The following is a 23762-nucleotide window of genomic DNA, read 5'->3' as shown; positions in this document are numbered from 1 at the left end:
CATCATGCCTAAACACGAGCCGACTCCCTTATACATTCAAGACTGTGGTTTTCATTCGGCCTTGGGCCAGCAGCCAAGCGATATTCACAAGTGTTTGGCTGGGGAGCAGTCATCCCATATGTTGCAAGACGATGAGATTCTCAACACGGGAACGTCGACGATTATCGGCCGAGTGACGGAACCTTTACCAAACATCCCAGCCAGATTAGAGAAGTATCGTTCACGCAATAACCAACTCGCGCTGTCGGCACTGCAACAGATAGAACCTTGTATTCAACGCGCGATTGAACACTATGGACCAAGCCGTATTGCGGTTGTTATCGGTACAAGCACCTCTGGTATATCCGATGGTGAAGCCGCATTTAGCCATAAAAATCAGCATGGGACTTTCCCTGACCAATTTCATTATCGCAAGCAAGAATTAGGCAACAGCAGTGAGTTTATAGCTGAGTATCTCAACATTGACGGCCCTTGTTATTCGATTTCCACGGCCTGCTCTTCAAGTGGGCGTGTATTTATTAGTGCGCAGAACTTGCTAAAAAATGGTGTAGTGGATGCCGTTATCGTCGGCGGTGTCGATACCATCTGCCAATTAACCTTGAATGGGTTTAATGGTTTAGAAGCCTTATCCAACACCTTGTGTCGACCTTTTGACCAACAGCGAAACGGCATTAACATTGGAGAGTCGGCCGCGCTAATGCTAGTGAGTCGCGAGTCAGCCCCCATTGCTTTATTAGGTGCGGGTGACAGCTCCGATGCTCACCACATTTCCGCGCCACACCCCGACGGATTAGGCGCAGAGCAAGCCATGCAAAAAGCGTTAGACAACGCAGGTTTGAGTGCTGAGGATATCGGTTATGTAAACGCTCATGGAACCGCAACACCACTCAATGACAGCATGGAGAGCAAAGCCATCTACCGCTTGTTTGGCGATCGCGTTCCGGTCAGTTCAACCAAACCGCTGACCGGACATACCTTAGGTGCAGCAAGTGCCACAGAAGCCGCTATTGCTTGGCACATTTTAAAACACGATTTACCACTACCGATGCAACAGTGCCTCTCGAAGGCAGAAGATATTGACGTCTCTTTGGTTGAAACCCAAACTCAACTCAATGGCAAAGCCATACTGAGTAATTCGTTTGCCTTCGGTGGTAACAACATTAGCCTAATTTTCGGTTATACCCATGACTAGCTATCCTTGTATCGAGCAATTATTGCCACACGACAGACCGATGATATTGATTGATCGTGCGCTGGATATTCAGCAAGATACGATTCATTGTCAGGTCGATATCGGCCCCAATAACCCATTTTTTAACGCCGATAGCCAATCGATTCCAGCCTATGTGGGCATCGAGTTTATGGCGCAATCTGTCGCAGCATGGTCTGGTTATCATGCACTGCAACAAGGTCAAGAGCCACCGATTGGTTTTTTACTTGGCAGTCGTCGTTATACCGCCCAGTTAGATGCGTTTAGCCAAGGCCAGCAACTCGACATCTACGCAGAGAAAATGATGGAAGATAACGGGATGGCAGTGTTCGCCGCTCGTATTGAGTTAGCCAAGCAACTTGTTGCAAGCTGTCAGCTCAATGTTTACGTTCCATCCGAAGAAAAATTACAAGAAATGAAAATCAGGAGTCAACAATGACCCGACAGGTATTAGTCACAGGTGCAAGTAAAGGGATAGGTAAAGCTATCGCGATTCAACTTGCTAAAGATGGATTCACGATTGTTGTTCATTACATGGGTGACCAAAATGGTGCTCAGCAAACCCTTGAGACTATCCAAGCCGAAGGCGGTCAAGGTCGCCTTATCCAGTTTGATATTAGCAACCGCGATGAGTGTCGCGATAAACTTGAAGCCGACATTGCACAGCACGGCGCCTACTATGGCGTGGTAAACAATGCGGGCATTACTCGCGATACCGCGTTCCCGGCAATGACAGAAGAAGAGTGGGATGGGGTTATTCACACCAATCTAGACAGCTTTTACAACGTACTACACCCTTGTGTGATGCCGATGGTGCAAAAACGCAAGGGGGGACGTATTGTGACGCTAGCCTCAGTATCTGGATTAATGGGCAATCGTGGCCAAACGAACTACAGTGCGGCTAAAGCTGGCGTGATTGGGGCAACCAAATCTCTCGCCCTCGAACTCGCAAAGCGCAAGATAACCGTGAACTGTGTTGCACCTGGCCTTATCGATACCGGAATGGTAGACGAGCATGTAAAAGAGCATGCCATGCCACAGATCCCTCTTCGCCGAATGGGTGAGCCTGAAGAAGTCGCGGGACTGGTCAGCTACTTAATGTCTGACATCGCGAGTTATGTGACTCGTCAAGTGATATCGGTAAATGGAGGCTTAGTATGAGCCGCCGCGTTGTAGTTACAGGTATGTCTGGTGTTACCGCATTTGGTAATGATTGGGCTGCCATTGAGCCTAAATTACGCGCGTGTGAAAACGCCACTCAATACATGCCTTCGTATGAGCAATACGACGGCCTAAACACCAAACTCGCCGCGCCAGTCGATGACTTCGAACTGCCTAAGCATTATAAGCGCAAACAGGTGCGTGGTATGGGCCGAGTATCGAAGTTGGCAACCGTCGCAACAGAGAATGCGCTCATTCAAGCAGGTCTTTTAGGGCATGATGTTTTGACCAATGGCCAAACCGGCATCGCCTACGGTTCTTCGACTGGCAGTACCGATGCGATCGGCGCCTTTGGGGTCATGTTGAATGACAAAACCACCAAGGCGATTACTGCAACCACTTATGTACAGATGATGCCTCACACTGCCGCAGTTAATGTTGGTTTGTTCTTTGGCTTGAAAGGTCGTGTTATTCCGACCAGCAGTGCCTGTACATCGGGTAGTCAAGCGATTGGCTATGCGTACGAAGCAATCAAACACGGCTATCAAACCGTTATGGTCGCAGGCGGAGGTGAAGAGCTTTGTCCTACTGAGTCTGCGGTGTTTGATACCCTGTTTGCCACCAGTTTGAAAAACGAATCACCGAAATCGACACCTCGCCCATACGATTCAGGCCGTGATGGTCTGGTGATCGGTGAAGGGGCTGGAACCTTAGTGCTTGAAGAATATGAGCATGCGGTCGCTCGCGGGGCTAAAATCTATGCCGAGATCATTGGATTTGCCAGCAACTGCGATGCAGCACACGTCACTCAACCGCAAATGGAGACCATGCAAATTTGTATGGAGATGGCACTACAAGATGCCGGCATTGAACCTGAGAAAATCGATTACGTTTCTGCTCACGGCACCGCGACTGACCGAGGTGATATCGCAGAAAGCAATGCAACGGCTAACGCCTTAGGTAAAGTGCCTATCAGTTCACTGAAAAGCTATTTTGGCCATACTTTAGGGGCTTGTGGAGCAATTGAAGCTTGGTTGAGCTTAGAAATGATGCACACTGGCTGGTTTAGCCCTACACTTAATCTCGAAACGCTTGACGATCAGTGTGGTCACTTAGATTACATTACCGGTTCAGGCCGAGAGCTGGAAGTCGAATACCTGATGAGCAATAATTTTGCTTTTGGTGGTATTAATACTTCTATCATCTTTAAGAAGTTGTAAAAGCTGGAGAAAACGCTTAAAAAGGTAACAGTTCGCAGTTGATGTGGGCGAGAAAAGAAATATTGCGGACATCCGTTCACGAAAGTGACGATTTGCGCAAATAAGCCTTTACTCCCATTACGCATCAGCGTACTATGTCTGCGCTCTGTTATTCAGGGTTATTAGTGAAACTCAAGTAAAAGTAAATCCATCAGAATGCCGGTCATTCTGTAGTTCAGTTAGATTTTCCCTTAGCTTCATAGTTACATTTAATAGTTCAAGTTTTCAGCGCAACAAATTACTTAATTAACTTTTATACAAGGGACACATCATGTCTAACAAAACTACTGGCACAGTAAAATGGTTTAACGAAGAGAAAGGCTTCGGTTTCATCACTCAAGAAAACGGCGGTGCTGACGTATTCGTACACTTCCGCGCAATCACTGGCGAAGGCTTCAAAACTCTAGCAGAAGGCCAAAAAGTGGCATTCGAAGTTGAGCAAGGCCAAAAAGGTCCTCAAGCTGCTAACGTAGAAGTACTATAATTTTAGATTGACCTAAGCGTCGATTTTCTAAGATTCTAAAAACCAGCCCTAGTGGCTGGTTTTTTATGTCTGCAGAATAACGACACCTATAAAAAAAGCTCTACTGCATCAGTAGAGCTTTTTTGGATTCTGAGTCGAGATGATTACCACATTAGGTCATCAGGTACGACAAAGTCAGCATACGGGTCGTCTTCCGCCGGGATATCTTCCGCAGGCCCGTTCTGCTCGATGATTACGCTCTCATCACGCATGGCAATTTTCTTCGCTACACTGCTTGGAATCACCACATAGGACTCTTCGCTACGAGCAATAGAAAGTAAGCCTTTCGCTAGCTGGTCGCGGGTAAGTGGCTCAACATAAAGCGCTTTAACCAGTGTACCATCCGTGAAGTTGTATTTGATTTCACCGTCCGTCTGAGCGATGGCGTTCATCTCAATCAGCTGTTTAATTTGCGCTTTGATTTCTTTGGTTAGACGCTGCTCTTTCTGCTCTTCACTTAGTGCTTTGTCTCGCTCTTGCTGCTGACGCTTATTCTCTTCTACTGCAGCTTTTACCTCACGTGCTTGGACGCGAGATTTCTTGGAGCCTTTTTTCGCTTTCTTTAGTTTCTTCTCGTTAACTAAGCCAGCCTTTAGCATTTGCTCTTGAAGTGTCAGTTTTGCCATGGTTCTTCCAAAGTAATCAATTTGCGCTCATTTTAACGGCTCAATGCAGTCAAAGAAAGGTTTCATCTCATATTAAATCGGTAACAAAATCGAACATAAAATCCTCCTATCTATTGTCTTCATTCAGCAATCGTGACGACAAAATTATTTTGTTAGACTCAAGCCACTTTTTGTCCGTTAATGCGCTCGACGCGGAAGCTTAGAGAAAGCCGATTCAGTCCCGTGTCAGGTATGGTTCCCTTTATGTGAGCCATAGATTTTTCTCCCTACCTGTGTGAGATTTGTAGTGGAAAACAATTCTAAACTTGATCGTGTTCGTGCGGATTACAATGTTCATTACTGGAGCCAAGGCTTCTACGGTATCGATAACCAAGGTGAAGTGTATGTGTCACCACGCAGCGATAACGCGCACCAAGTTCCTTTGAGCAATATCGTCTCTAAGCTAGAACAAAAACAACTGAATTTACCCGTATTGGTTCGCTTCCCTCAGATCCTGCACCAACGCGTGCACGGTATCTGCCAAGCATTCAACCAAGCTATTGAAGAGTATCAATACAGCAACAACTACTTGTTGGTTTACCCAATTAAAGTGAACCAGCAAAAAGAAGTGGTTGATGAGATTCTTGAAAGCCAAGCGCAGCTCGAAACCAAACAACTCGGATTAGAAGCCGGCAGTAAACCAGAACTGTTAGCGGTTCTCGCATTGGCGCAAAAAGCCAGTTCTGTGATCGTCTGTAATGGTTACAAGGACCGCGAGTACGTCCGTTTAGCGCTGATTGGTGAGAAGCTGGGCCACAAAGTATTTATCGTCCTAGAAAAGCTGTCTGAGCTTGATTTAGTGCTAAAAGAAGCCAAAAGCTTAGGGGTTAAGCCGCGCTTAGGGATTCGTATTCGTCTTGCGTCACAGGGGGCGGGGAAATGGCAGTCTAGTGGCGGTGAAAAATCCAAGTTTGGCTTGGCAGCCTCACAAGTTTTAACCGTAATTGAACGCTTAAAACAAGAGGAGCAGCTTGATGCGATGCAACTGGTGCATTTCCACCTTGGTTCGCAAATGGCCAATATTCGCGACATTCGCAACGGTGTGAACGAGTCAGCGCGCTTCTACTGTGAGTTACGCGCAATGGGGGCAGGTATCAAGTACTTCGATATTGGCGGTGGTTTAGCGGTAGATTATGACGGAACACGCAGTCAGTCCTCTAACTCAATGAACTATGGCTTGATTGAGTACGCTCGCAATATTGTGAGTACCGTTGGCGACGTTTGTCAGCAATATGGTCAACCGCAACCTGTCATTATTTCTGAATCAGGCCGATCATTGACCGCTCATCATGCTGTTTTGATCACAAACGTAATAGGCACAGAGGCGTACCATCCAGAGTCAGTCATTGCTCCGGATGCCGATGACCCAACCCTGCTGCAAAATATGTGGCGTAACTGGGAGAACTTGCAAGACGGCAGTGACGCACGCGCTCTGATCGAAATTTACAACGATACGCAAAGTGATTTAGCCGAAGTGCACTCACAGTTTGCAACAGGAGTGCTTAACCTGCAGCAACGTGCTTGGGCAGAGCAGCTTTCACTGCGAATCTATTTCGAGTTAAGCCGCCAAATGAGCAACAAAAATCGTTTCCATCGTCCGATTTTAGACGAGTTGAATGAGCGATTGGCGGATAAGTTCTTCGTCAACTTCTCGCTATTCCAGTCGCTGCCAGATGCTTGGGGTATTGATCAGGTTTTCCCTGTTTTACCTTTGTCAGGTTTGGAAAACGTCGAAGATCGCCGCGCTGTCATGCTGGATATTACCTGCGACTCTGATGGTGCCATAGAGCAGTACGTTGAGGGCCAAGGTATTGAAACAACCTTGCCCGTACCAGCTTGGAACAAGGATAAACCCTACCTAATGGGCTTTTTCCTCGTCGGTGCATACCAAGAGATCCTAGGTGACATGCACAACTTGTTTGGCGACACACATAGCGCTGTCGTCAGTGTTGATGAGAATGGTGAAGCAATCATCGAACGTATCGATGAAGGCGACAGTGTCGAAGATATGATGCGCTACGTCCATATCGATGTGGACAAAATTCGCCAAAACTACCGTGAGCTGGTAGCTGAACGCGTCAACGATGACGAACAGCAAACTGTGCTAGAAGAATTAGAAGGTGGCTTAACCGGTTACACCTATTTAGAGGATTTCTAAATGAATGATTTGTTTACTAAAACTGATTATTCGCTTTACTCGAATTCAATGAGTTTTATGCGCAGACCTTATCTGCGCAACCCTGTTTCAGCCGATGCTGACCTAGTGGTACTGGGTGTGCCACTTGATATGGCCACGTCTGGTCGCCCTGGCGCTCGCATGGGGCCAGATGCCATTCGCCGAGCATCAGTAAACTTAGCTTGGGAAGGAAACAAGTTTCCGTGGAATTTTAATGTTTTTGATCGTGCCAAAGTCATTGATGCTGGAGACTTGGTCTTTGACTGCGGAGATGCTGAAGATTTCACTTATCGCTTAGAGGCTGCAACCAGTGAAATTCTTAAAAGCGGGAAAACCATGCTAGCACTGGGTGGGGACCATTTTATTACCCTACCCATATTGCGTGCGTACGCTAAACATCACGGTGAAATGGCACTGATTCACTTCGATGCTCACACCGACACTTACGCCAACGGCAGCAGTTACGATCATGGCACCATGTTCTATCACGCACCGAATGAAGGGTTAATTTCACCTAAACATTCGGTACAAATAGGTATACGCACTGAGTATGACCAACAAGAGCATGGCTTTAATGTCATAAACGCGATGGAAGCGAACGACCTGAGTGCCGAAGATATTGTTACTCGCGTGCGCGACATCATTGGTCACAAACCTGTCTATGTCACCTTTGATATTGATTGCTTAGATCCGGCTTTTGCCCCTGGTACCGGTACGCCAGTGTGCGGTGGGTTAAACTCAGATAAAGTGCTGAAAATCCTGCGCGGATTGGCTGGCATTAACATTGTTGGTATGGACGTTGTGGAAGTGTCACCCCCATACGACCACAGCGACCTTACCGCATTAGCGGGGGCAACCGTTGCCCTTGAGTTGATGTACGCCTGGGCATTCAATCGCGAAAGCGAGTAACGTGACGCAATGATAGCCGTTGCCATAGAGCGACAAACAAACGCAAAGCTGATGTGAGAGCATCAGTCTTTTTTTATTTTGCATCACATCGTTACGCGAGAGGCGTATACTCACCTTTAATCCAAATAAATTATTTAGTGTATGTGATGAATAAATCTCTTCTTACTTTCTTGTTGGCAACCTCAACCACGCTAATGACCGGATGCTCAGCGGTACAAATCAGTGACACAACGTCTCAATCCGAAGCAAACATCGCTGAGTGGGTGAACCAGACGATTCTTGCCTCTGAAGGGATAGCGCTAAACTCCGAAGACATCCGCTACCTGACGGGCAGCGCTGATTTGAACCAAGATGGTTTAACGGAGCATTTCGTATTAATGCAAGATCGATACTTTTGCGGCAGTGGCGGATGTTCTGCCTTTATCTTTGATCATTCAGGTAAGGTTCTTGCTCAACTTTCTGTGACTAAGCCGCCTATTGTGCTGGCAGACAGTTTTAACAATGGCTGGCAAGACTTCATCGTCTGGAGTAATGGCGCTTATCGTTTAATGAGTTTTAATGGTGAAAGTTACCCTACTAACCCCTCTTTAGAGCCTAGCTATGATCTGGCTAGCGAACAGCAGATCGCACTCAGTTATGTCATGTCGACGGAACTCTATCAGCAAGATGGTTACGATTTAACACCTTCGGAACCCAACAAAATTTGGGCTCCCGCAAAACAGTACCGGTTTACCTTCAAACACTATGGCGACCCAGATGTTGTTTATCATGCTCAGGTAGACCTCACGTCTGGCAATGTCGACATCAATACCTCGCCAGTCAGTAAAAACTAACGTCTAACCGCGTGTATTAGCTTGATACACCGCCTCATCAAAGCAGTAAGTAGTGCATGTGCATTATCGCCACAACAGGCAGCCTCCTTTCGCTAAGAGGCTGTTTGTTGCGATTCATTTTGCTGCGTCGTGCTTTTGTGCTGCTCAAGACGCAGGGCTATATCTTGCTGTTGGTTGGAGATGGAGTCTAGGGCATGCGCTGTCGATTTAATCGCACCAGCCATTGAGGAAATATTTTGTGTCACAGTGACAAGCGAAGATTGCATCGGCCTTAAAACAAACCAACCTATCGCTGCTATGATAAGCACAACGACAATACCAATGCCCGCAATCGCAAGCATCACTTTGAATTGTAAATCATCTAAAAAACGTCGACTTTCCGTAGTGACCGCCTTCTTAGACTGTTCAAACGCACTGGGTAAGGACTCAACCGAGTCTCTTGATAAGTGAACAAGTTGATTGAGGTTTTTAATCGTATCACCAAGTAAGTGTTGCTGCTCAGGAGTCAGGTTTTCACTTTGAGCGATCTGATCGAGCGCGCCACCAATATGGTCAAGCGACTGACGAGTGTCCTGAAGTGCCCTTTCGACGCCATCAAGCTCAAGGGTCATATTAATATTGACGAAGGCGTTTTCCTTTGGCTCCTCAACCGCTTTGGCCAATGCCAGACCACCCACCATTGCAAAGATTACAGCCAATAGCCATCTCATAGATATTCCTTACTTAAGCGTTTCGTTTGATTAACGATTTAGTCTTCCTTAATGATATCTGCAACGACATCATTGACAAATATGATCGTGGTGAAGGGGCAATACTCGATACCTTCTAGCTGGCATAAGTAGGTGACTTGTGACTGGACATTCCCAAATCGATTAAGCGCATTAATCTGTTTAGACTCAAATGCATTGCCCCAAATCGCCCAAACCACGCACTCAGAATTGCCCAAAGTTAGCTGTCGGCTCTCGATTGAGTACCAATCTTGTTCGGTTAAGGCATCGCGCTTAACCAGCTCTTGTTTCGCATCGTCACTGTCAGGCAAATGTTGTCCGATGTAACGACAAAGCTCCAAATTGGATGCAATGGCAAAGTCCGGAGACTCAGGTTCAAATTCAGCAACAAACTGAGAAGAAGCACAGCCCGTCATCAACAAGCTGGTCACAACAAAAATCCGTTTCATGTCTCTACTTTACGATCTCTAAAAGTTATCCCTTGGGTCTCCCCAACCCGTCGTTCAGGAGAGATGCTTTGCTCATGTCAAACAGCTTGAGTATCATAATGCCGTTCGTTATCGATAACCTCAATTAAATATCAGTAAGTTTTCACCCAGCACATTGCACTAACTCATCGCGCTAATAATCAAAAAAAACCAGCATAGTTATCCTATACTGGCTTATTGAATTCGTCGTAGTTAGAGCTCGGCGTTTTGGCTTGCTCTAACCCGGCTATTTACCACCGATGCTAAGGCGAGCAAAACGAATATCTGGGGCAAAGAAAGTGCGACTGTCATTGATCAGTTGGCTGTCACCAACGGCTTCTACTTCTTGAAGCATCTTATAGAAGTTACCCGCAACCGTAATCCCACGAACAGGCTGAACTCTCTGACCATCTCGACATAAGAAGCCGCTCGCGCCAAACGAGAAATCACCGCTAACGGCGTCGGCACCGGAGTGCACGCCTTGCAGCTCAATTAACTCTAAGTACTCTCCCGCTTTAACCTCAGCTTCGCGGCTGCTTCCTGTTGCAATCACTTTGTGATTAGCCGCAACATCTAAGCTCGACTTAGCACCACGAGAAGCACTTGCAGTCGACACTGTGCCCAAATAACTCGCCGTTTGGCTGTTATGCAGCAATGTGTTTAATTGGCCGTTGGCAATCAGTACATTGTCTTGGGTAGCAAAGCCTTCACTATCAAAAGCAGCAATGGCCATACCGTTTGGCACGTAAGCCTTATCTGTCAGGGTGATCAGCTCGCTCGCAATGCTTTGACCAATTTTATTTCCCAGTGGAGTAATGCCTTTCATGGCACTGACACCAGAAAATGCACTCCCAAAGGCACCAAACAAACTGCTTAATGCATTGATGTGGAAAATAGCCGGGTAACTGCCTGTTGCAACCGGTGCACCCTCAAGCAAATCTCGCGCTAAATTATAGCCATGTTCAATACAGTAAGCGGAGTCCAGCTCTTCAAAACGACGGCCGAGAGACATCTTACCTGCCATTGACTGCTTACCATCTTTTTCAAACAAGGTGTAGGCATAACAGTTGAATGAGCGCTCAAAATGCTGACATAGCGAACCTTGGGTATTCGCAATAATCAGCTCGCTTTCGCCATCGCTGTAACCGTTGTAAGGAGAGCTCTTAGCGTGAGGTTGGCTAACAACCCCCTGCTCTAGCGCTAATGACAAAGCGATTTTCTCATCGACAGACGTGGTATCTGCTTGAGCAATCTCTGGTAAATCGGTTGTGATTTGGCTGTCGATGCATCGGATGGCTTGGTGTTCGTCTTGCTTAGAGAAACGCGCACTTTGAAGCGCATTGCTCAGCATTAAGTCTAGGCTAGGCTGCTCTAACGATTCTGAGTAACTGGTTGCCACGCGTGCTTCTTTTACAACTCGAACGCCGAGCACCTGGCTGGAGCTAACCTTGTACTCATCCAACTGACCTTGGTTTGCTTTCAAGGAGAAACTGTTGCTCCGATTAACGATCACGTCCGCCTCAGCACCTTGGCGCTTGGCTTCAGATAGCACGTAGTCAACCGCATTGAGAAGTTGTTTGTCTTGACTCATTAGTTGCCACCTCCGACCAAAATATTATCGACCTTCAGCGAAGGCTGCCCCACCGTTGTTGGCACTGAACCGCTTACTGAGCCACACATTCCCGGAGCCAGCGCCATATCTTTTCCAACCATACTGATCTCTTTCAGGACTTTAGGGCCAGTGCTGATAAGCGTTGCCGTTTTAAGAGGCTTAGTGATCTTGCCATTTTCAATTAAGTACGCCTCACGTACCGCGAAGTTGAACTCCCCAGTACCTGGCTGTACTGAGCCGCCGCCCATTTTTTTGGCGTAGATACCGCGTTCAATACCTGCCAACATATCATCCAGAGAATGCTCGCCTTCTTCGATAAAGGTATTACGCATGCGTGAGGTAGGAGCAAACTTGTAGTTTTGTCGACGGCCAGAACCCGTTGGCTCGTAGCCCGTCTTCATGCCCCCCATTTTATCAACCATGAAGCTGGTCAATTTGCCGTCTTTGATCAGTTGAGTACGTTGCGTTGGCATCCCCTCATCATCAACATGAATGGAGCCCCACTCGTTGGTCATCGTGCCATCATCCACCGCATTTACCGCACTGTGAGCAATCACCTCACCCATCTTGTCGTGGAAAACCGAGGCTTTTTTCGCGACTGAGGTGGTTTCGAGTAGGTGACCACACGCTTCGTGGAAGATTACGCCACCAAAGCCGTTGCCAATGACAACGGGCATCTCACCAGACGGACAGGCATCAGCACCCAGTTTGACCAAGGCTTGCTGAGCGATTGCTTGGCCTAGCTCGTTCGCATCGAGTTGCTGGCTGTATTCCCAACCCGCCAATGCCCCAGGCCCTTCCATACCCGAAGTTTGCTCATTCCCTTTTTGAGCAACGGTATTGCCCGCAACTCGCACATAATGGCGGGTATCATCAACATGCAGGCCCTCTGAATTGAAGATCGAGACTTGTTGCTCCCGCTGTAGCACACTGCCAATAAACTGACTGATGTAGTCGCTTTCTGCACGAGCTGCTTTGTCCACTTGAAGCAAGAAAGCAATTTTTGAGTCTAAGTTAGCATCTTTGCTTAGCGGCATACTGCACCCATGTTGCAGCGCATAGCGATTAAGGTTCAATGCTCCCGCCGATGCGATCTGCTCACGTTTATCTTTTGCCGCTAACAATGAGGTGACACGTTTCAGTTCAGTTTCATCTGTACTGTTGGTGTAGCCATAAAGTACTTTGTGACCAAAGAAGAGGCGAATACCGATACCAAAATCGATACCCGAGTTAACTTTATCCACTTCACCAGAAGCAATCTGGACAGTGTTAGTTTGATGATGTTCGACGAACAGTTCAGCGAAGTCAGCTCCTAAAAAGAGAGCATGATCAATCACCGCTTTCGCCGTTACAGTATTAAGCATGAAGTCTCCTTGCTCGTTGATCGTCCTAGCTATCTACACCTTACGTTTAGACAAACGCAATGACTTTTAAACGAGTCATTCACTCTGTGGTGTATCTGCAATGGGTGCACTCTAACGCGTTTTATCGTCGAACTCCGCACCAATTTGTATTGAAATGTATAAAGTCATACTCAGTCACATAACCAAAAAATTTATTGGGTGACTTTTGCTCAGAACGCCTTTAACTCTCTTAACAACTAGCATAAAAAAAGCCAGCAAGATGGTTATCTTGCTGGCTTTTGTCACGAAAACACACTTATGTCCAGAAGCTCAGTGCAATAAAGGTTAGTGCACCGATACATGCGAGATTTAATATAATCCCGACTCGCATCATCTCACTTTGCTTGATATGGCCGGAGCCAAACACAATGGCATTAGGAGGCGTTGCAACGGGCAACATAAAGGCACAAGACGCCGCTACGGCAATCAATACCGACAGGATAACAGGCGACATGCCAAAGGCTTCGGCGACACTTGCGAATACCGGAATCAGCAACGCAGCACTGGCAGTGTTACTCGCAAATTCAGTCAAGAACACGACAAACACGGCAATGACTGCGATAATGAAGAAGATGCCTAGATGAGCAATCATCTCACTCAGTGCATTCGCCAAGAAAACACTGGTTCCCGTCGCTTTCAGTACATTGCTCAAACAAATTCCGCCCCCAAACAGCAGCAATACGCCCCAATCAGCGGTTTTTTCAATGTCTTTCCAATGCACGACTCGAGCGAAGTTCACCGCAACAATAGCAGCAAGAGCGACAACCGTATCAAACTTCGCGTAGCCACCAAGCATGGCGTTGATTGGTTTACTGAAAATCCATAAGCATACCGTCGCCGCAAAGATCGCTAACGTTACAATCTTACCTTTGTCCCAGTTGACTGCTTCTCTATTAAGCTCAAACTGACCATTAAGATCAGGTTTCAATACCGCAAACAAGACGGCGATTGATACTGGTAACAAAATCAGAGTCGTTGGCACCCCAAAGCTCATCCACTCAGTAAACGTAAGGCCAACTTCTGCCGCAGCAATGGCGTTTGGTGGGCTACCAACAATGGTTGCAATACCACCAATACTGGCGCTGTAAGCAATTCCCAGCAGGACAAAGACATAAGTTTTATGTCCGCTTTCCGAGTTTACTTTACTCAATACGCCCAGCACTAAAGGCAGCATCATTGCCGTAGTAGCAGTATTACTGATCCACATCGACAATGCCGCAGTCACACCGAACAACATAAATACCGCAACACTCATTTTGCCTTTGGCTAAAATAAGGACTTTATCAGCAATCACCTTATCGAGCCCTTGACGATGCATCGCCGCAGCGAGCGCAAAGCCACCAAGGAATAAAAAGATGATTGAGTTGGCAAAGTTGTTCAGTGCGGTTTGAGTGTCAAACACACCAAACAGTACTGCCATGATGGGCACTAAGATAGCGGTGACCGTAACATGCAAGGCTTCGGTCAACCATAAAATGGCGACAAAGGTTAACATACAGATCCCAAGTACCACTTGAGGATCAAAAGGTAGGGTGAAGTACAGAGCCGCAAACAAGGCGATGTTAGCCAGAACTATCATGCTATTGCGGTTAAACAACCATTCTCGGGTATTGCTAGGTAAAGGGACACTATCATTTCTATTCATTATTATTTTTCCTTATGAGGGCCTTGTGGCATAGCAAATGATCCCACACAACCGGCAAAGGAAATATTTTTCATTGCAAATTTGTTAACCACATCATAATCATGGTTATCAATGTTAATAATATGAATAGATTGAATATTTTTCCATCACAGGCCCCGCTAGAAACTCGTCTATTTATCCATCAAATCGATACTATTTTCACCGCAACAGCGCTTGGCACGATCTGCTAGCATTGCGTCATCTTTTGCCAGTGCGTGGCGCGTTTTGATTGCTTATTATTTCTCCACACCAAGAGAGATAGAAACAACAGCAAGAGGACTCAACATGGCGAACACAGCATTAATCACAGGCGCATCAGGCGGTATTGGTTTGGAGCTAGCCAAAATCCATGCAGAGAAAGGAGGCGATCTGGTCTTAGTCGCTCGCTCACAAGACAAACTGGCCGCATTAAAGCAAGAGTTAGAATCACGCTATAAAACTCAGGTTGTGGTCATCGCCGAAGATCTCTCCGATCCAACCTCAGCGGATAGAGTCGCAGAGAAAATTACTGGGCTAGGTTTGCAGATTGATACCTTAATCAACAATGCGGGCTTTGGCGGTCACGGGAAGTTCCATGAGCGTGAGCTTGCCGATGACCAAGCAATGATGCAGCTTAATATGGTGACGTTAACCAACCTTACCCACCATTTTCTAAAAGGCATGGTGGATCGCCGCAGCGGCAGAATCCTTAACGTATCCTCCACCGCATCGTTTATTCCTGGTCCGCTCCAAGCCGTTTACTATGCGACCAAGGCGTACGTTACCTCATTCAGTCAGGCGATTGCTGAAGAAGTCGCAGAGCACAACGTTACCGTAACCGCTTTATGCCCAGGCGCTGTTGCTACGGGATTTGTCGAAGCAGGTAACCTTGATGGGGTAGATATATGGAAGAACGCAAAATCACCGCGCTCTGTTGCTGAGTGTGGTTACCAAGCCATGGAGAAAGGGCAACTTGTGGCTTTCAATGAACGCGGGCTAAAATTCCAACTAAACTGGGTGATTCCATTTTTACCACGTAAGATGGTCCTCAAGATGTCTCGTCAATTTATGGAAAAGAAATAACGCCTATGAAACGCGCGAATCGATTTTCAGTCTCCCCTATCTGGAAAGTATTGCTAAGCGATATGCAGATAGATCCGCAAGCAGTGTTGACGTATGCCAACCTACCCGCAGACCTACTGAATCGAGAAAACGCGACGCTGACTCCGCAAGAGTACTTTCAGCTTTGCAATGGCCTTGAGCACGCGGCTGGAGATGTTGAAGTCCCCTTGCTGTTTGCTCAACACCTTTCTGTTGAAGCGTTTGACGCCCCGCTGTTTGCAGCAATCTGTAGCCCTGATTTAAACTCAGCATTGCACAGGCTATCTCAATATAAGCCATTGATAGGCCCTATGTTATCCGAGGTGTCACAAGGCAGCGACGCAACAACAATCAACATTCGCTGCTACGGTTATCAAGGTGAGTTGCCAAAGACGCTGGGTTTGATGGAAACCGTATTCTTCACCCAACTGGCTCGCTTAGCGACACGCGAAGCTATCCAACCTCTAAACGTCACGTTACAAGTGCTTCCTGACAACATCAGCGCTTATCAAGACTACTTTGGCTGCCAGATTGAAAAAGGCCCTGAAGTGAGTATCCGCTTTTCTGCGGTTGACGCACAACGCAAGTTTTTAACGTCTAATCTCGCGATGTGGGAGTTCTTTGAAGCAAAGCTCAATCAAAAACTCGCCGACTTAGATGGTGATGCCTCTAACTCGGATCGTGTTCGCTCCGTGCTGTTTGAAATTCTTCCTGCTGGCCAATCCAGTATCGAAGAAGTCGCGGCAAAGCTTGCGATCAGTAAGCGAACTCTGCAAAGAAAACTCAGTCACGAAGGCGAGAGCTTTCAAGCTTTGCTGCAATCGGTGCGAGCAGAATTAGCCGATCACTACCTAGAGAAGTCACACATGTCGTTAGGTGAAATCTCTTTTCTACTAGGTTTTCAAGAATCTAACTCATTCATTCGCGCCTACAGTACTTGGAAAGGCGTATCACCCGGTCACTACCGCGAACAGTGTCATTAAAAAAGGGAGCTCAAGCTCCCTTTTCCATCTCGTTAGGCAATCAGTTTATCGAAGCTTGCCAACACCTCGTCGCACTTCATTACTCGACCATGGCCTTGGCCCTGCGTCGCAACTAATGTGACTTTTTCCATTTCTTCCGCTGCCCGCTTAGACACATCAAACTTAGTAAATTTATCACCTTGATCATGCACTATGATGGTTTGCGCTTGGCGTAACTTTAACTTGTTATAGGGATCAATCGATTGAATCGGATAGCGATACTCTTCTTCCACTTCGGAAACCACCGCATTGAACAAACGCATTGAATATCCCGAGCGAGCAACACTGCCAAACAGGTTATCAAGATAATCGAGAACAGGCGCGATCAGCAAAAACGGCTTATCCACCAGCTTCTTGTGATGACATTCAATGGAAGAAGCGGTCCCCATGCTATGACCGACTAATCCGGCAACCTCATCAACACTATCCAGTATGGCTTCCAAGCCGTGAACAAATGCTGGGATATGGCCATAGACGCCACCACTTTGCCCATGCCCCGGATGGTCATAAGCCAACGCGGTGTATCCTCGGCTGGCAATGTGCTCCATTAATGGGTAGTACTGGCTAGCGCTGCCTGACCAACCATGAGTCAGAACCCACACAGGCCCTGAACCAAGTTGATAGGTCTTGAGCACACCTTCTTTTGAAGTAACCTCACCTTTAACTAAGCCAGCAGGCTCAGCGTTTTTCGGCTGTGTGCGAGCAGGGGTTAGCAGCAATTTGCGCGCGGTATTCTTTGCATGCTTTGGCGCTAACGTATGATGCAGACGCGTGGTCAAGTTTACTAAGCTCTTCTTAACACTAAACTTCTGCGAGGTATTAAAGTAAATCTTCTCACTCATTTTCTTATCCTTTCTTCGCCAGTCCTTACCTCTCGCAAAAGCGAACGACCGTGCTATTTTTAGTTAAATAATAAGCCAAGTATCTTACTTAGCCTATATTGATTCGCTTATTTCCAGCTTGCTATTAAGCGTTTTACACCGTGCCAAAAATGCTGGTAGCTGGCTTGTTCCCCGTGCAACGAATAAAACAGGTGGGCACTGAGGTATAAACCATACAACTCGAAAGTCGCTTGTTTAGGGTCTAGATCGCCGCGAAACTCTCCGTTTTCGACACCTTTTGCCACTTGAATACGCAGATACTCAACCCAAGTTGCAATGGTTTTCTTCAACGCCTGCTGCGTTGGTGGCGCCTCACTACCCATCTCTTTCCAGGCATCAAGAAACATACAACTGCCTTGGAATGAATGGTTCCACCCTAACCAATTATCGAGCAAAGTCGTCAATTTTTGCTCGATGCTGAGCGAGGTTTGCTCACGGGCTGGAGCAATAACGCGTTGTACAAAGGTCTGGTTAGCAAATTCTAGTACCGAGATTTGCAGGTTATCTTTTGAGTTAAAGTGCGCAAACAAACCACTTTTAGACATCCCGCACTGCTTGGCCAATTCACCAATGGTAAGGCTTTCTAAGCCATTCTCACTTGCCAGCTCAAATGCCTTATTCAAGATATTCTCTCGGGTAACTTTACCTTTGCTCATACACTGCTCTCGCTATTTCATTGAGCCTTTTTAGCACACTCGTTCTTTTTTTCCAATAACAAACGGGGACTATTTATAAAACGAGCACTCTATTCTTCCATTAGAGACTATCCCGTAGGCCCTTTTACTTAATCAAAACATTCACAAAAGCAACGCGAAACGCCAATTGATAGACATAGTTTATCAGTCTGTAAAATATAAAGATTTCACCGACATACAAATCAGAAATGAAACGAGATTTGCCTCTCAAAATCTTTCAAGACCGAGTGAGAACGGTGAAAAACACCGTTTGGAATCAAATTTCTCACTACCATGAACTGCTAATGTCTGCGGCGAATATTACCTTGAATTGAGTACTATGAACCCTCCAAAGATTACCAGCATTGAGCTTGGCCGCGTCATTGCGATTTTAGCGATTGTCGCCATGCACTGTCAGATGTTCCTCACTTATTGGCAGTACGACAATACCCCGTGGTTTGGTTATGTTTTCAACCAAGCGACTCGCTTTGCCGTGCCTTTATTCTTTCTGATTTCCGGTTATTTAATCCAGCCTAAGCTGACTTCTCAACCTATGGTTACCTTGTGGCACTATCTGGCCCCGTTATTAAAGGTCTACATCATTTGGAGCATCATCTGCCTTGCGATGCCATTCAACCTCCAGGTGGTTGCAGAGCAAGGCTATTTGGCAGAACGCGAAGGTTACTGGCAGTTTCTAGCAGATACACCGCTTAACTCGGTGCTTGAAGGGGGCTTAGTTCACTTGTGGTTTATCCCTGCCCTAATGTGTGCTGCTCTGCTAACCGGACTGCTCGTAAGGTTCAACAAACTCTCCCTATTACTACCTCTCGCGGTATTGCTTTACGTCTACGGTGTATTGGCTGGGAGTTACGTATCGCTCACCGAACTTTGGGCACCTATTTTTACCCGTAACGGGCCATTCTTTAGCACTCTTCTGTTTGCATTGGGCTTTACGATTCGACAACACAATTATCAAGTTTCCAGTACACAAGCCATGGTCATCGCTCTGTTTGGTATGAGCGCCCACTTCATTGAAGCTTGGTGGCTATCCAATCATGGCCAGGTATTCAACGCCAATGATTACCTGTTTGGAACCGTATTTTGGGGAACGGGTTGTTTCTTGTGGCTATTGTCAAAGCCCTATTTAGGTCAGTCTAAATGGGTGGCTTCACTCGCAAAATGGGTGCTGCCTATCTATGTTGCTCATTTGCCGGTGATCATCCTCATGATGAACCTTGCGGGTAAATTGGAATTGACCGATTTAAGCAAAGACATCATTATTTTTGGCGGTACGCTGATTGGAACCTTGCTATTAGTGGCGGCACTGGCACGTACTCCCTTGTATCGCTGGCTGTTTCGCTAACTAAAATGCTCCCTTGAAAACTAAAAAAGCGATGGCTCAACCATCGCTTTTTACTATTTACGGGCCAAGTCTCTGGCGAGAATTAAGGCCAAACCGAATATCTGCAAGAACAGACCAACGTTTTTGTACCACGCAATATCATGATCCAAGCGCGCCATTTGCTCGCCTATCGTCAAGTTGTGCAAATAATAGTCATCGATTTTTTCTCGCTCTAACTGCTGAGCACGGTTAATCAGCGTCATTAAGGATGCCAAGTTCGATTGAATAATCGCCGGAACAGGCTGGTTAACCCAGTCACTCAATTGGCCGCGCAGCACCATCGCGATTGAGTCATCCATCGTCTCCGCCTGTCCTAAGTGCAAAAGTAACATCTCTCTTTTGCGCTCAAGTGTTTCAACGTGACTCCAAGCTAACTGAATCGCGTAGATATTTTCGCTCTTTTTCTCAGATAAACCGTTTATTTCATTGCTCAATTTATCCAGTACCACGCTCGACATGAGTATTGCCATCACATTCAGCACTAAACCAAACAGGACTAGTACCCAAGCAGGTGGCAGGCGACGACTCATTACCACATTCTCTCAAATGGTAGGTAAACAATGTTTAGCACAATCAACGCGACCATCACCAAATAGGTCAGCTTCATGCCCGTAATGCGGCCTTTCAGTTTATCGGCCAAAATGCTTTTAGCATGCATGATACGGCCTATGATGAATGCGACACCACAGAGGTGAACCATCCACAAACTGGCTCCGTTGTACTCAAGTAACGCCATCATGATGAGCGTGATTGGCACGTAATCCACGGCGTTACCATGGGCACTGCGTGCAACTTGTAATGCATCCACACCACCGTCGGCATATTTGACTTGTGCCTTTCTGCGTTGCTTTATCACTTGAATAGACAGCCAGATCATTAAAGCAGCTAAAATAGACGCATAAAGCGCTGTGACCATTTGGGTTCTCCTTTTTTATCATTGTCATAACCAATTAAGCACAAAAAAGCCCCGCTGAACAGCGAGGCTATGAAAGGACGAGATCTTGAATTAACAACAACTTGTGCCGCAACCGGATGAAGACTGGCAATCTTCACCCTTACCTAAAAAAGTTTTATCAGACAGGTAAAAGCCAGCAAAAGCCTGTTCAAAGTCTTCAGCAACCGTTTTTTCAACCAGACCTGATGCCATGAGTGCCTTTTGCCATGCTTGCATTTTGGGAAAACCTTCCAGCATGTCAAAGCAAGTGCGTGACTTTATGATGTGCGCACGGTGCAGTAAAGGTAGCCACGCAATATCAACATTACTTAGTTCAGCACCCTTGAATAGTGGGCCAACGAGTTGCTGCTCTGCTTTATCGAATGCTTTCGCTAGTTTTTCTACTCGCTCCAACAACGTATCTTGGCTCGCACTACTCATGGCGCCACACTGAGCCAGATAGTGCTTAGAGCCAAGGTAAGACCAAGCACGGTCAAGCGCACGTTGTTCATTTGAGATTTGTTGTTCGAGTGGGCCAAACTCATCTTCGATGTATTCGATGATCGCATCAGATTCAAACAGCGCTGTCCCCTTTTCTGTCACTAATACGGGCACTTGACCATTCGGGGAAATATCCAAAAACCATTGCGGCTTATCTTTGAGGCTAATGTACTCGACTTGATATGGGATCTGCTTTGCTTCTAGAGCAGCAGTAACACGTTGAACGAACGGACAAATTTTAAAGCTTACGATTTTGATCATCTTAGATACTCTCTTTTACAATGAAAGTGGCATGCGTTTTCACATCCCTTACACCTTTAAGACGATACAAGTTGGCCAAAGACGACATTATTTTTGTTTTTTTCTAGCAGTTACTGCAACCTTTTGATTTTCTTTCACAATCAATCACTGAGCCGTGTTGATCCAGCTCTAAGGTACAGCATTCTTCAAACAATTTTTTTAGTTGGACTCGGCTTTTCTGCACGCGAGACTTTAGGGTTGAGTAACTGATGCCAACTTTTTCAGCCAAAAGCTTTTGACTTTCTCCTTGCAGCTCGATCGCATCCAGCAATTGAGACGGCTCTTCAGGCAAAGCATGAATGAAAGGTTTAATACAGTGAGACATTTCCTGTTCAATCGTCGCTTGCGACTGTTCGAACCACAAATCGTCAGCCACGAGGTCATTGTCTCGCTGCTGCCTCGCGCGTTTACGGTAAAAGTCGATGATGGTGCGGTTGGCCAACTGGAATAGCCAAGCCTTGACGCTTTCTACATCTTGAATCTGATGAAGACTTTGGTGCGTCTTGATCAAGATTTCTTGCTGTAAATCGTCCACATCATCTGGGTTAGAGACTTTTGAATGCAGAAAGCCTTTTAGGGCTTGTTGATACTGACCCCAGACAGTTTCGAGACTGAGCTTACTCACCACACTTTTCATCCGCACAACACTCATCTTGAAGGAAGCCAATCACGCCTTCAAGGCACTGATACTCTGCGACACAAAACAAAGTACGGCCTTCGCGTCGCTGGCTTATCAACCCCGCAGACGCCAAACTGGAAATATGGTGAGACAGTGTCGAACCGGGAATAGCCAATAGATCTTGTACAGCACCGACGGCAATACCCTGATATCCTGCTTTAACCACGGTTTTGTAGATAGAAAGGCGCGTCGGATGACCCAGCTCTTTTAGTGCTTTAGCGACAATTTCAAGTTCCATAACCACTCCACTCAAACATATATTTCCAGAATAATCGAAATATATACCAAGTGCAATTTAAACATTGATCAGTTTAGACCGTGGTGTCATCGCTCTTTTCTAAAATACGTTGCAGTCTTGGTCGGCTAATCTTTAAGATCTCGCACGCTTTGCCTTTATGGCCATCCACAGAGTTAAGTACTGCGATGGCATGTTGGTACTCCATGTCCTGCAAGCTAAGATCGGTTAACTTAGCCTTCGCCTCATCGACAGGAGTTCGAGCGCGCAGTTCATCAAATAAGTCGATGGTCAATATGTCTCCAGGGCAAAGAGCAACTGCTTTGGTTAAGGTATTTTCCAGTTCGCGAACATTGCCTGGCCAAGGGTAAGCACACAATAAGTCCATGGCATCTAGCGCCACTTTTGATACCTTGGTATTGAGCTCTTTGTTTGCTCGGGCTAACAAAGCTGGAATCAACTCAGACAGATCGTCTGGCCGCTCTCGTAGTGGTGGGATGTGAATTCTGACGACTTGTAAGCGATAGAACAAGTCTTCGCGAAAGGATTTATCTAGGATCGCCTGCTCGAAATCGATATTAGTTGCAGAGATAATACGCGCTGAAGTCTGCTGCGCCGATTTACCGCCAATCGGGGTAAATTCTTTCTCCTGCAATACTCGCAATAGCTTGGCTTGGATTTGCGAAGACAACTCACCAACTTCATCAAGGAACAGGGTGCCGCCGCTGGCCAGCTCAAATTTTCCCGCTTGATCGGAAATGGCACCAGTAAATGCGCCTTTCTTGTGACCAAACATCTCTGATTCCAACAAATTTTCAACCAATGCAGCACAGTTTAAAGCAACAAACGGGGCCGAATCACTGCGCCTTGCATTATGAATCGCTCTCGCCACCATCTCTTTACCAGTCCCCGATTCCCCAGTAATCATCACCGACGCATTGGTCATCGCAACTCGACCGATCGTCTTGTATATTTCCTTCATCGCATGAGATGAGCCAACCATAGAGCGTCCAAAAGTGTCAGGAATCGACACACTCGCTTGATGAGTCGATGCGTGATACTCCAAAGCAGTTGTTACGGCCTGATCAAGCTCATCAATATCGATTGGCTTGTGAATATACTCATCAGCCCCTTCTTGCATCGCAGCAATGGTGCTGTCCATATCATGGAATGCGGTGATCATAATTATCCGCGCCTGCGGGCAAGCGGCCTTAAACTCTGGTAAACCCTCTATTCCTGATTTGCCTTCCATACGAATATCAAGAATGATCACATCTGGTAAAAACTGAGCTGCAACATTGACCCCATCGTCAACACAGTTGGCAACATTAACCTGAAAGCCTTCCGACTGATAATGCAGTTGTAAGGTTCGGCTGATGCCAGTGTCATCATCAACGATTAGCAGCTTACTCATGGTAGATACA

Annotated in this window: 25 protein-coding genes; 11 read left to right on the top strand and 14 right to left on the bottom strand. The window is 46.5% G+C overall.

Going from position 1 to position 23762, the window contains the following annotated elements:
* Positions 1-4 precede the first annotated feature (4 nt).
* The 5 genes from RH45_RS04595 to cspE all read left to right on the top strand — a co-directional run bounded on the left by RH45_RS04595 (position 5) and on the right by cspE (position 4114).
* Positions 5-1192 (top strand): beta-ketoacyl-[acyl-carrier-protein] synthase family protein, encoded by a 1188-nt coding sequence (locus tag RH45_RS04595; RefSeq protein ID WP_008074337.1) that lies wholly within the window; start codon positions 5-7, stop codon positions 1190-1192.
* Positions 1185-1649 carry a hotdog family protein gene (locus RH45_RS04590; protein ID WP_008074336.1) on the top strand — a complete coding sequence of 155 codons (465 nt, stop codon included), beginning with the start codon at positions 1185-1187 and terminating at the stop codon, positions 1647-1649. The genes RH45_RS04595 and RH45_RS04590 overlap by 8 nt, the downstream gene beginning before the upstream one ends.
* A complete protein-coding gene (locus RH45_RS04585) occupies positions 1646-2371 on the top strand; it encodes a 3-ketoacyl-ACP reductase FabG2 (protein WP_008074335.1) in 726 nt (241 codons plus the stop codon). Before RH45_RS04590 ends, RH45_RS04585 begins: the two co-directional genes overlap by 4 nt.
* Positions 2368-3591 carry a beta-ketoacyl-ACP synthase gene (locus tag RH45_RS04580; RefSeq protein WP_008074334.1) on the top strand — a complete coding sequence of 408 codons (1224 nt, stop codon included), beginning with the start codon at positions 2368-2370 and terminating at the stop codon, positions 3589-3591. The genes RH45_RS04585 and RH45_RS04580 overlap by 4 nt, the downstream gene beginning before the upstream one ends.
* A gap of 310 nt (positions 3592-3901) precedes the next feature.
* Positions 3902-4114, top strand: coding sequence for a transcription antiterminator/RNA stability regulator CspE (gene cspE, locus RH45_RS04575; RefSeq protein WP_005473978.1), 213 nt, complete (start codon positions 3902-3904; stop codon positions 4112-4114).
* 143 nt (positions 4115-4257) lie between these two features.
* Here the strand turns inward: cspE and RH45_RS04570 are convergent, their stop codons facing one another.
* Positions 4258-4779 carry a DUF2058 domain-containing protein gene (locus tag RH45_RS04570; RefSeq protein ID WP_008074333.1) on the bottom strand — a complete coding sequence of 174 codons (522 nt, stop codon included), beginning with the start codon at positions 4777-4779 and terminating at the stop codon, positions 4258-4260.
* A gap of 286 nt (positions 4780-5065) precedes the next feature.
* Here RH45_RS04570 and speA point away from each other — a divergent pair, with 286 nt between their 5' ends.
* The 3 genes from speA (at position 5066) to RH45_RS04555 (ending at position 8736) form a co-directional block, all read left to right on the top strand.
* Positions 5066-6976, top strand: a complete 1911-nt coding sequence (gene speA / locus RH45_RS04565) for an arginine decarboxylase (RefSeq protein ID WP_008074332.1) — start codon at positions 5066-5068, stop codon at positions 6974-6976.
* Complete coding sequence (gene speB / locus RH45_RS04560; RefSeq protein WP_008074331.1) at positions 6977-7903, top strand: agmatinase; 927 nt, start codon at positions 6977-6979, stop codon at positions 7901-7903. It begins immediately after the preceding gene.
* Between the two features lie 146 nt (positions 7904-8049).
* Complete coding sequence (locus RH45_RS04555; RefSeq protein ID WP_008074329.1) at positions 8050-8736, top strand: hypothetical protein; 687 nt, start codon at positions 8050-8052, stop codon at positions 8734-8736.
* A gap of 92 nt (positions 8737-8828) precedes the next feature.
* Here RH45_RS04555 and RH45_RS04550 read toward each other — a convergent pair whose 3' ends face one another.
* From RH45_RS04550 to RH45_RS04530, 5 genes are all read right to left on the bottom strand, one after another.
* Positions 8829-9446 (bottom strand): hypothetical protein, encoded by a 618-nt coding sequence (locus RH45_RS04550; RefSeq protein ID WP_008074328.1) that lies wholly within the window; start codon positions 9444-9446, stop codon positions 8829-8831.
* Positions 9447-9484: 38 nt separating this feature from the next.
* Positions 9485-9913: a hypothetical protein gene (locus tag RH45_RS04545; RefSeq protein ID WP_008074327.1), complete on the bottom strand. Its 429-nt coding sequence runs from the start codon at positions 9911-9913 to the stop codon at positions 9485-9487.
* Between the two features lie 265 nt (positions 9914-10178).
* A complete protein-coding gene (locus RH45_RS04540; RefSeq protein ID WP_008074325.1) occupies positions 10179-11522 on the bottom strand; it encodes a TldD/PmbA family protein in 1344 nt (447 codons plus the stop codon).
* Positions 11522-12907, bottom strand: coding sequence for a TldD/PmbA family protein (locus tag RH45_RS04535; protein WP_008074324.1), 1386 nt, complete (start codon positions 12905-12907; stop codon positions 11522-11524). Before RH45_RS04535 ends, RH45_RS04540 begins: the two co-directional genes overlap by 1 nt.
* A 295-nt stretch (positions 12908-13202) precedes the next feature.
* A complete protein-coding gene (locus RH45_RS04530) occupies positions 13203-14591 on the bottom strand; it encodes an SLC13 family permease (RefSeq protein WP_008074323.1) in 1389 nt (462 codons plus the stop codon).
* A gap of 324 nt (positions 14592-14915) precedes the next feature.
* Here RH45_RS04530 and RH45_RS04525 point away from each other — a divergent pair, with 324 nt between their 5' ends.
* Positions 14916-15692 (top strand): SDR family NAD(P)-dependent oxidoreductase, encoded by a 777-nt coding sequence (locus RH45_RS04525; protein WP_008074322.1) that lies wholly within the window; start codon positions 14916-14918, stop codon positions 15690-15692.
* A 5-nt stretch (positions 15693-15697) separates the two neighbouring features.
* Positions 15698-16693 (top strand): AraC family transcriptional regulator, encoded by a 996-nt coding sequence (locus tag RH45_RS04520; protein WP_008074321.1) that lies wholly within the window; start codon positions 15698-15700, stop codon positions 16691-16693.
* Between the two features lie 32 nt (positions 16694-16725).
* Here the strand turns inward: RH45_RS04520 and RH45_RS04515 are convergent, their stop codons facing one another.
* Both RH45_RS04515 and RH45_RS04510 read right to left on the bottom strand, forming a co-directional pair.
* Positions 16726-17574, bottom strand: a complete 849-nt coding sequence (locus tag RH45_RS04515) for an alpha/beta hydrolase (RefSeq protein WP_008074320.1) — start codon at positions 17572-17574, stop codon at positions 16726-16728.
* A gap of 107 nt (positions 17575-17681) precedes the next feature.
* Positions 17682-18269 carry a TetR/AcrR family transcriptional regulator gene (locus tag RH45_RS04510; RefSeq protein ID WP_008074319.1) on the bottom strand — a complete coding sequence of 196 codons (588 nt, stop codon included), beginning with the start codon at positions 18267-18269 and terminating at the stop codon, positions 17682-17684.
* Between the two features lie 358 nt (positions 18270-18627).
* Here RH45_RS04510 and RH45_RS04505 point away from each other — a divergent pair, with 358 nt between their 5' ends.
* Entirely contained in the window at positions 18628-19650 is a 1023-nt protein-coding gene (locus tag RH45_RS04505; protein ID WP_008074312.1) for an acyltransferase, read from the top strand.
* Positions 19651-19703: 53 nt separating this feature from the next.
* Here the strand turns inward: RH45_RS04505 and RH45_RS04500 are convergent, their stop codons facing one another.
* The 6 genes from RH45_RS04500 to RH45_RS04475 all read right to left on the bottom strand — a co-directional run bounded on the left by RH45_RS04500 (position 19704) and on the right by RH45_RS04475 (position 23752).
* Positions 19704-20219 carry a hypothetical protein gene (locus RH45_RS04500; RefSeq protein ID WP_008074310.1) on the bottom strand — a complete coding sequence of 172 codons (516 nt, stop codon included), beginning with the start codon at positions 20217-20219 and terminating at the stop codon, positions 19704-19706.
* On the bottom strand, positions 20219-20605 hold the full coding sequence (locus tag RH45_RS04495) for an MAPEG family protein (protein ID WP_008074308.1): 387 nt from the start codon (positions 20603-20605) through the stop codon (positions 20219-20221). The genes RH45_RS04500 and RH45_RS04495 overlap by 1 nt, the downstream gene beginning before the upstream one ends.
* 90 nt (positions 20606-20695) lie before the next feature.
* Positions 20696-21385: a glutathione S-transferase family protein gene (locus tag RH45_RS04490; RefSeq protein WP_008074306.1), complete on the bottom strand. Its 690-nt coding sequence runs from the start codon at positions 21383-21385 to the stop codon at positions 20696-20698.
* A 103-nt stretch (positions 21386-21488) separates the two neighbouring features.
* Entirely contained in the window at positions 21489-22061 is a 573-nt protein-coding gene (sigZ, locus tag RH45_RS04485; protein ID WP_008074304.1) for an RNA polymerase sigma factor SigZ, read from the bottom strand.
* Complete coding sequence (locus RH45_RS04480) at positions 22042-22341, bottom strand: ArsR/SmtB family transcription factor (protein WP_008074302.1); 300 nt, start codon at positions 22339-22341, stop codon at positions 22042-22044. The genes sigZ and RH45_RS04480 overlap by 20 nt, the downstream gene beginning before the upstream one ends.
* Before the next feature lie 73 nt (positions 22342-22414).
* Positions 22415-23752 carry a sigma-54-dependent transcriptional regulator gene (locus RH45_RS04475; protein ID WP_008074300.1) on the bottom strand — a complete coding sequence of 446 codons (1338 nt, stop codon included), beginning with the start codon at positions 23750-23752 and terminating at the stop codon, positions 22415-22417.
* Positions 23753-23762: the final 10 nt, after the last annotated feature.

Origin of the sequence: Vibrio sinaloensis DSM 21326 (genome assembly GCF_000189275.1) — a bacterium.
In the GTDB taxonomy this organism is placed as follows: domain Bacteria; phylum Pseudomonadota; class Gammaproteobacteria; order Enterobacterales; family Vibrionaceae; genus Vibrio; species Vibrio sinaloensis.
The sequence above is the reverse complement of the archived record's forward strand: the minus strand, read 5'-3'. Positions and strand labels throughout refer to the sequence as shown.